Origin of the sequence: Mesorhizobium sp. M1A.F.Ca.IN.020.06.1.1, assembly GCF_004023265.1 — a bacterium.
Classification (GTDB): Bacteria; Pseudomonadota; Alphaproteobacteria; order Rhizobiales; family Rhizobiaceae; genus Mesorhizobium.
In genome coordinates, this window is sequence record NZ_RZSR01000405.1 from 1 (window position 1) to 5,057 (window position 5,057).

Annotated in this window: 4 protein-coding genes and 1 pseudogene; 1 reads left to right on the forward strand and 4 read right to left on the reverse strand. The window is 62.8% G+C overall.

Annotated features, from left to right (window positions below; translation table 11 throughout):
* From EOA60_RS18210 to EOA60_RS18225, 4 genes are all read right to left on the reverse strand, one after another.
* On the reverse strand, positions 1-878 hold an 878-nt coding region (locus EOA60_RS18210; protein ID WP_128311697.1), incomplete at its 3' end, for an acyl-CoA dehydrogenase family protein.
* Positions 875-1,318 carry an endonuclease domain-containing protein gene (locus tag EOA60_RS18215; RefSeq protein ID WP_095826070.1) on the reverse strand — a complete coding sequence of 148 codons (444 nt, stop codon included), beginning with the start codon at positions 1,316-1,318 and terminating at the stop codon, positions 875-877. The genes EOA60_RS18210 and EOA60_RS18215, both read right to left, overlap by 4 nt.
* A 117-nt stretch (positions 1,319-1,435) precedes the next feature.
* A complete protein-coding gene (locus EOA60_RS18220) occupies positions 1,436-3,232 on the reverse strand; it encodes an acyl-CoA dehydrogenase (RefSeq protein ID WP_095826083.1) in 1,797 nt (598 codons plus the stop codon).
* A 230-nt stretch (positions 3,233-3,462) separates the two neighbouring features.
* Entirely contained in the window at positions 3,463-3,924 is a 462-nt protein-coding gene (locus EOA60_RS18225; RefSeq protein WP_082980529.1) for a MerR family DNA-binding transcriptional regulator, read from the reverse strand.
* A gap of 463 nt (positions 3,925-4,387) precedes the next feature.
* Here EOA60_RS18225 and EOA60_RS18230 point away from each other — a divergent pair.
* Positions 4,388-5,057: pseudogene (locus EOA60_RS18230) on the forward strand (peptidoglycan-binding protein); the annotation flags it as partial.

Here is a 5,057-nt window from a genome sequence, read left to right on the forward strand (position 1 = left end):
GTGTTCTGGAAATCGATGATCGCCTTGCCGAAGGCCTTGCGCTCCTTGACGTAGTCGATGGTAAGCGCCAGCGCCCGCTCGATCATGGCGATCGCGCCGGTGCCGATCTGCAGCCGCTCCTGCGGCAATTGCTGCATCAGCTGGACGAAGCCCTTGCCTTCCTCATGGCCGAGCAGGTTGGAGGTCGGCACGCGCACGTCGTTGAAGAACAGCTCGGAGGTGTCGTTGGCCTTGAGCCCTATTTTGTCGAGGTTGCGACCGCGTTCGAAGCCCTCGACCTCGTCGGTCTCGACGACGATCAGCGAGGTGCCCTTGGCGCCCTTGTCCGGATCGGTCTTGGTGACAACGATGATCAGGTTGGCAAGCTGGCCGTTGGTGATGAAGGTCTTGGAGCCGTTGATTTTGTAGTGATTGCCGTCCTTCTCGGCACGGGTCTTGACGCCCTGAAGGTCGGAGCCGGCGCCGGGCTCGGTCATAGCGATGGCGCCGATCAGCTCCCCGGTCGCCAGTTTCGGCAGCCATTTTTCTTTCTGCTCCTCGGAGCCGTAATGCAGGATGTATGGCGCGACGATCGAGTTGTGCAGGCCGATGCCGAAGCCGTCGACCCCGACGTGGCCGATAGCCTCGATGATGGCGCTCTCATGCGCGAAGGTGCCGCCGGAGCCGCCATATTTCTCCGGCATAGAGGCGCAGAGCAGGCCGGCGGCGCCCGCCTTCAGCCAGCTCTCGCGGTCGAAAATCTCGTTCTTCTCGAACTCTTCGTAGCGCGGCGCGATCTCCTCCGACATGAAGCGGCTCGCCATCTCGTAGAGCATGCCGACTTCGTCCGCCGCCCAGGCGGGCTTCGGCAGGCCAAGAACTTCGGCTGGATTTGTCATGCTGTTTCCTCCACTGCGCCGGCGTCCCCCTCCCCCTTAAGGGGAGGGTGGCCGCGAAGCGGCCGGGAGGGGTCGCCGATGAGGTGCTCGGCCTTGTCCTTAACAAACTGCGCCACATGCCATGCACTGTTAATGACATCAGGCTCATCAATCCTGACAACGACATACCCGAGTGACGGCAAACAGGCGTCGCGGTTCACATCATGACGTCTGCCAGCTTCGGTTTCGTGCAGGTCGCCGTCGACCTCGACGATCAGTTTGACCTTCGGGCAGACGAAATCGACAATGTACGGGCCGATCGGCGATTGCCGCCTGAACTTCAGGCCATCAGCCGTCAGCTCGCGCAATTCGTACCACAGCAGGGACTCGGCCTTCGCCGTGTGCAGACGAAGCGAGCACGCTTTCTGTCGCATCTCGAAACTGACCCGCGTGCGGGGCATTGTGTTAGTCCTTCTCCCAGGGTGCGTCGCCAGAATTGGCGTCGAGTTCGTCGCGGGCGACCCCTCCCGGCCCTTCGGGCCACCCTCCCCTCAAGGGGAGGCGGACGCCGAGCATTTCTAGAACGCTTCCGCCGGCAGCGCCATTAGCGTATCCGCGCCACTGGAAATGCGGGCGAGGCGCGTCGCGCTCTCCGGCATGATCCGCTCCATGAAGAAGCGCGCCGTCACCAGCTTGTTGTCGTAGAACGACGCGGCCCCATTGGCACCTTCGGCGAGCTTCGTTTGGGCGGCCTTGGCCATCTGGCCCCACATGTAGCCCAATGCCACCAGGCCGAAGAGATGCATGTAGTCGGTCGAGGCGGCGCCCGCATTGTCGGGCTTGGCCATGGCATTCTGCACCAGCCACATGGTCGCCGCCTGCAGGTCGTTGAGGCCCTTCTTCAGCGCCTTGGTGAAGGGCGCCATCTTGTCGTCAGCGCGGTTTTCCTCGCAGAATTCGCCGACCTCCTTGAAGAAGGCCTGCACGGCGCGGCCGCCATTCTGCGCCAGCTTGCGGCCGACCAGATCAAGCGCCTGAATGCCGTTGGCGCCTTCATAGATCATGGCGATGCGGGCATCGCGGACGAACTGGCTCATGCCGTGTTCTTCGATGTAGCCGTGGCCGCCGAACACCTGCTGCGCCATCACGGCGTGATCGAAGCCCTTGTCAGTCAGCACGCCCTTGACCACCGGCGTCAGCAGACCGGTGTAGTCGTCGGCCGACTGGCGGTCCCTTTCGTCACCGGAGCGGTGCGCGACGTCCGACTTGATCGCCGTCCACAGCGCCAGCGCTCGGCCGCCCTCGTTGAACGCCTTCATGGTCATCAGCGAGCGGCGGATATCGGGATGGACGATGATCGGGTCGGCCTTCTTGTCCAGTGCCTTGATGCCCGACAGCGAGCGCCCCTGGAGGCGGTCCTTGGCGTAAGACACCGCGTTCTGATAGGCGATCTCCGAGACCGAGAGCCCTTGCAGACCAACGCCCAGGCGGGCCTCGTTCATCATCGTGAACATGGCCTTCAGGCCACCGTTCAACTCGCCGAGCAAAGTGCCTTCGGCCTCGTCATAGTTCATGACGCAGGTCGAGTTGCCGTGGATGCCCATCTTCTCCTCGATCGAGCCGCAGGAGAGCGCGTTGCGCGCGCTGACATTGCCCGAGTCGTCGAGCTTGAACTTCGGCACGATGAACAGCGAGATGCCTTTGACGCCTTCCGGCGCCCCTTCGACGCGGGCCAGCACCAGATGGACGATGTTGTCGGCCATGTCGTGCTCGCCGGCGGAGATGAATATCTTCTGGCCGGAAATCCTGTAGGTGCCGTCGCCATTGGGCACCGCCTTGGTGCGCAGCAGGCCGAGATCGGTGCCGCAATGCGGCTCGGTGAGATTCATGGTGCCGGTCCAGGCGCCCTCGATCAGCCTGGGCAACCAGGTGGCCTTCTGCTCGTCCGTGCCATGGGTGACAATGGCCGCGATCGCGCCCTGCGTGAGGCCGGGATACATCATCAGCGCCATATTGGCGGACACCATGTATTCGGAGACCGCGGTGTGGACTGTATAGGGCAGACCCTGGCCACCGAACTCGGCCGGTGCCGCTAGGCCCATCCAGCCGCCCTCGCGATACTGGCTGAAAGCGTCCTTGAATCCCTTGGGCGTGGTCACGCTACCGTCTTCATGGCGCACGCAGCCTTCCATATCGCCGACCCGGTTCAGCGGATGCATGACGTTTTCGGCTAGCTTGGCGCCTTCGGCAAGAATCGCCTCGACGACGTCCGGCGTAGCGTCCGAGAAGCCCGGAAGATTAGAATAGCGCTGGTAGCCGAGCACGTCGTTGAGCACGAACAGCGTGTCCTGGACGGGCGCCCTGTAGATCGTCATGCCTTCCTCCACCCTTGCGGTCCCGGCCGGCCAGCAAGTTTCCGATCCGGATGTGGATGGGAGGCCGAGCCAATGTCGATGCCCCCGATAGCAAATATTGACGTTTGCGTAAACGTCAACTTCGTCGCAGCCCGAAATTTTTGATTAGCGCTCGCTCCAAGGCAACAAAAAAGCCGCGCGGCTGCAGCCACGCGGCTTTCTCTATCCTAGGCTATGCCGTTAGCGTGAGATCAGCCGGCGGCGCTTGCCTGCGGCGCGGCCCGCTCGGCCAGCATCTGGCGAACGATCGCCATCGAATTGCTCAGGTCGCTGATAGCCTCATCGATCAGCGCGCGCTGCTTCTGCAAGCGGGCAAGCTGCTTCTCGGACTTGTCGAGCGCCAGCCGCAACTGCTTGGTGTTGGATCCGGTCGGATCGTAAAGATCCATCATCTGCTTGACGTCCCGCAGCGAGAAACCGACCTTGCGGCCGAGCAGGATCAGCTTCAGCCGGGCCTTGTCGCGGCGCGTGTAGAGACGGGTCGAGCCGTCGCGCTTCGGATTGAGCAGGCCCTTGTCCTCGTAGAATCGCAGCGTGCGCAAGGTCACGCCGTACTTCTTGGCCATCTCGCCGATACGGACGAATTCTTCGTCGGTCTCGACCGATATGTGATTGCTATTGGCCGCGGCTTCGCCGGGCGAAACAAGTTTCATGGTCACTGGCTTTCCCCTGATGGCGTCGCGGTCACGGACCAAAACGTCGCCTGAGTGGAAGCGGGGGCGTGCTTCCAATCGTGGTTTCGACAATTCAATCGCAAGAGGCACGGCTTCGCACCTTTTACGTTTACGTCAATTCTATACCGACAGCCGGCACCTGACGCAAGGGCGTTGTCGGAAACACTCCTTTATGCCGCACTCGGATGCCATTGGGGCGGGCGGGTCAGGATTATGCGCCACTTCTTAAGCTTGGTTAACGCCTTGTTTACCACGTTGGGCGAAATGTGCGCATGTCGGTCACCCGTGTTTATCCTGTAGCGAATTTTTCACGGTTTTCGAAGCGTGGGTGAGAAACCCGGGAAGCCCGTCTTCCTCCGCAGCAAAACCGCGCGGACGCCTTCGTTCCCGGCAGACTCTGGGAAACCGGTCTCAGCCGGTCATTCTGAACACGGGCGCATCGATGAACAGCAAGCGGTCCTATCTCGATACACTCAACGCCGGTAGGCAGCGCCGGTCGCAGACCTCGCTGGAGGATCTGAGCCGCTCGCTCGAAACGCTGGAGCAGCGGCTGGAGCGGACGCGCAGCGACACGCCCGAGCGCCCCGATCCGCGGCGGCCGGCCCCCGAGCCGCGCTATGCGGCCGCGCAACCTTATGGTTCGCCCCGCTGGTACGAGGAACCCTACACCACGCAGAGGGACCAAAATCGCGGACCGCAAAACCGCGGGTCGCAGAACCCGGCGGCCGCAGCTTCCGACTTCGGCCCCAATTATCAGGCCATTGCCCGCGACATCGACCGGGTGCGCGGACAGGAAGATGGCGTCGCGATGGTTGGCAAGATCGCGGTCGAATTGCGCGGACTGCGCGAGGAGTTGCGCCATCAGATGACCGCCGGCCTGCAGCGCGAATTCGACGCGCTGCGTCAGGATATCGATCGCGCCATGCAGGCGGCGAGCCAGCATGGTGCCCCCGCCGACAAGAACAGCGCCGAGCTCGGCCTCGAGTTCGAACGGCTTTCCGGCGCCATCCACACGCTTGCCGAAAAAAGCGACGATCGCAGCGTCAACCTGCTGCGGCTGGAGTTGGAGCAGGTCAAGGCGGCGCTCGACACGCTGGCGCGCGAGGAAAGCG

Coding starts and splice junctions, on each gene's coding strand:
- EOA60_RS18215 (WP_095826070.1), bottom strand. CDS start 1,318: ATGCCCCGCACGCGGGTCAGTTTCGAGATGCGACAGAAAGCGTGCTCG.
- EOA60_RS18225 (WP_082980529.1), bottom strand. CDS start 3,924: ATGAAACTTGTTTCGCCCGGCGAAGCCGCGGCCAATAGCAATCACATA.
- EOA60_RS18220 (WP_095826083.1), bottom strand. CDS start 3,232: ATGACGATCTACAGGGCGCCCGTCCAGGACACGCTGTTCGTGCTCAAC.